This is a genomic window from Candidatus Krumholzibacteriia bacterium (assembly GCA_029865265.1).
Classification (GTDB): Bacteria; Krumholzibacteriota; Krumholzibacteriia; order WVZY01; family JAKEHA01; genus JAKEHA01.
On record JAOUHG010000089.1, the window covers coordinates 1 to 2,867 of the forward strand.

3 protein-coding genes are annotated in these 2,867 nt (G+C 64.2%); 2 read left to right on the forward strand and 1 reads right to left on the reverse strand.

The features are described 5' to 3' along the window. Positions 1 to 265, reverse strand: a 265-nt coding sequence (locus OEX18_15825) for a hypothetical protein (protein ID MDH4338731.1), incomplete at its 3' end; no start/stop codon positions are given. A 186-nt stretch (positions 266 to 451) separates the two neighbouring features. Here OEX18_15825 and OEX18_15830 point away from each other — a divergent pair. Both OEX18_15830 and OEX18_15835 read left to right on the forward strand, forming a co-directional pair. Continuing rightward, positions 452 to 2,227 carry a peptidase gene (locus tag OEX18_15830; GenBank protein ID MDH4338732.1) on the forward strand — a complete coding sequence of 592 codons (1,776 nt, stop codon included), beginning with the start codon at positions 452 to 454 and terminating at the stop codon, positions 2,225 to 2,227. Between the two features lie 78 nt (positions 2,228 to 2,305). After that, the coding region (locus tag OEX18_15835; GenBank protein MDH4338733.1) for a hypothetical protein at positions 2,306 to 2,867 on the forward strand (562 nt) is incomplete at its 3' end.

Sequence of the window (2,867 nt, forward strand, 5' to 3'; positions counted from 1 at the left end):
TCAGCACCGGCGCCGCGCCAATGGACGCACACCACAGCTTCCACTCCGTGGCCAGCATGGTCCCATCCCAGGAAAGCGCGTGCAGCGTATTGCCGATCTTGCCCGGGGCGGGTGGCGTGGTGACCCACGACTCGCTGAACCGGCCGGTCAGCATGGTGCCGCCCGGCAGGTCGGTCGAGAAGTAGGTCCCGGTCATCGGAGGATTGGCGGCGGCGCTGCCCGCCACCAGAACAAGACAGACAATCGATAGCAGAATACGGTTCATTGGTATTGCTACCTTTCTCCACCCAACAAACGGGGCTATATTACGACATTTTGGTCCTTTTTCCCAGCGGATTCGGCCGTCTTCTAACCTCTAGATTTTTCATTGGTTTCCGCTATAATCAGCCCAGCTTCCGCCGGGGCGTCCCCATCCCCGCGGAGTCCCCGACAAGCCAGCTAAGGAGTCATCATGATCATTCGAAGGACCGCGCGGGCCGCGCTTGTGCTAGCGGCAACCGCTGCGCTCTGCGCCGCCGCCGGCTGCAACAAGAAATCCGAGACGGCCAGCGAGGCCGAGACTGCCGTGCCTTTCCATCACCTTTCCGCGGACAGCGTGAAGCAGGAGATCGCGCGCTTCGCGCCGGTCGAGATCACGTACGACGATACCATCCTCTCCGCGGCCGAAGCCGACGCCCTCACCAAGCTGGTGGGCGCCGCGCGCATCATGGACGAGATCTTCCTGACCCAGGTCTGGTCTGGAAACATGCAGATGCGCGACGATCTCCGCGCCGCCGCCGACAAGGCGGGCTCGGGCCCGTCCCTGGCAGGCGATCTCTACCACCTCTTCCGTATCAACATGGGGCCGTGGCTGCGGCTCGAGCACGACCGCCCCTTCATCGGCGCCATGGCAAAGCCGGAGGGCGCCGGGTACTACCCCCAGGATATGACCAAGGAGGAGTTCGAGGCGTTCGTGGAGACGCACCCCGACCAGAAGGACGCCTTCCTCAGCTACTTCACATGCATCCGACGCAGCGAAACGGGCGGTCTCGAAGCGGTTCCGTACAGCACGTTCTATGCGCCCATGCTCGACCAGGCCGCACACCTGATGATCGAGGCGGCCGACGTTCTCTCCTCCCCGGAGGCAAAGACGCAGTTCGCCAACGGCGTGGACTACACCACGCTGGTCAGGTTCCTGCGCAGCCGCGCGGCGGCCTTCGAATCCAACGACTACTTCCAGAGCGACATGGACTGGATGGACGTGAAGGACAACATCCTCGACGTCACCATCGGTCCCTACGAGGTGTACGAGGACGGTCTCTTCAACTACAAGGCGGCGTTCGAGGGCGTCATCGCCATCCGCAATCCCGCGGACAGCAAGCGCCTGGAGGAGTTGAAGAACTTCCTGCCCGCGATGGAGCGGAATCTTCCGATTCCAAATGAGATGAAGAACATGAACCGCGGCACTGACTCGCCCATCAGCGTGATCGACGTGGTGTGCGCGGGCGGCGACATCAAGGCGGGTGTGCACGCGATTGCGTTCAACCTGCCCAATGACGAGCGCGTGCGCGAAGCCAAGGGCTCCAAGAAAGTCATGCTCAAGAACATCTCGCGCGCCAAGTACGACAAGATCCTGGTGCCCATTGCCAACGTCGTGCTGGATCCGTCGCACATGGAGCATGTGAACTTTGAGAGCTACTTCAACTTCTCGCTCTACCACGAGCTGGCGCACGGTCTGGGACCGGGCACGCTGACGCTGGCCGACGGCACCCGTACCACCGTCAACCAGGTGCTGCAGACGCTCTATTCGCCCATCGAGGAATGCAAGGCGGACGTGATGGGCATGTACAACGGCGCGTTCCTGGTGGAAAAGGGCTACATCAAGCAGGAAGAACTGAACCGGATGTACATCGGGTTCCTGCCCGGGCTGTTCCGTGCCGTCCGCTTCGGATTGCACGAGGCCCACGGCAAGGGCAACATGATGCAGTACAACTGGTTCAAGGATCAGGGCGCGATCGTGCACGACCCGGGGACGGATCGCTACACGGTGGTGCTCGAGAAGATGCCCGAAGCCGCCCGCTCGCTCACCCGGGAGCTGTGCCTGCTGGAAGCCCGTGGCGATTACGCGGCGGCCGAGGCATTCGTGAACAAGTGGGGCGCGGTGCCGCCGGAGGTGGAGCGCATCGTCGGCAAGCTCTCGAACATCCCGACCGACGTCGAACCGCTCTACGACCGGGCCTCGATGTAGCCCACCGGCCCGACACCCTTCATTCGGACCGGCGCCCGGGGTCGCGTACCCCGGGCGCTACGTCCGGCCGTAAGCAACGTGGCAAAGAAGAAACCGAGGAAGACGCCGTCCCCGCCGCGGGACGTTGATCAGACGGAGGCGCCCCTCCCGGCGCCGGACGGCGACGGGCACGCCGGCCTCCTGGTGGGCATCACCGCGGCCACCGCACTTGTGGTGGCGGTGGCCGCCTTCCTTCCCGCCGTGCGCCTGTGGGGAATCAACCACCTCGCCTTCCTCCCGCTCCCGTTTCGCATCGCTTCCCTGTCCCTGATCGCACTCGCGTTCCTTCCGCCGGTTGCGCGCGGCCTCTACCAGGGCGGCGCCACCGCGCTCGAGCGCGCAGCGGGGTTGCGTACGCGGCCCGGGGCCATGGTGGCGCTGGTGGCCATCGCGGTGGCATCGACGGTGGTCTTCTACAGCTTCCGTTCCGCCACCAACCTGCTCGGCGACGGGCAGCTCATCGCACAGTCCTTTGAAGCCGCCGAAGAGGGTCACGACCAGGTGATCATGCGCAGCGCGCGTGCCATCGTCACCGAAGAGGGCATCGCGCCGGGTGCCACCCTTCTCTACTACGGCGCCATCAAGACACTCAAACCCTTCA

Excerpts from the sequence above, each read along its gene's own strand:
- OEX18_15830 (MDH4338732.1), top strand. The coding sequence starts at position 452 with ATGATCATTCGAAGGACCGCGCGGGCCGCGCTTGTGCTAGCGGCAACC.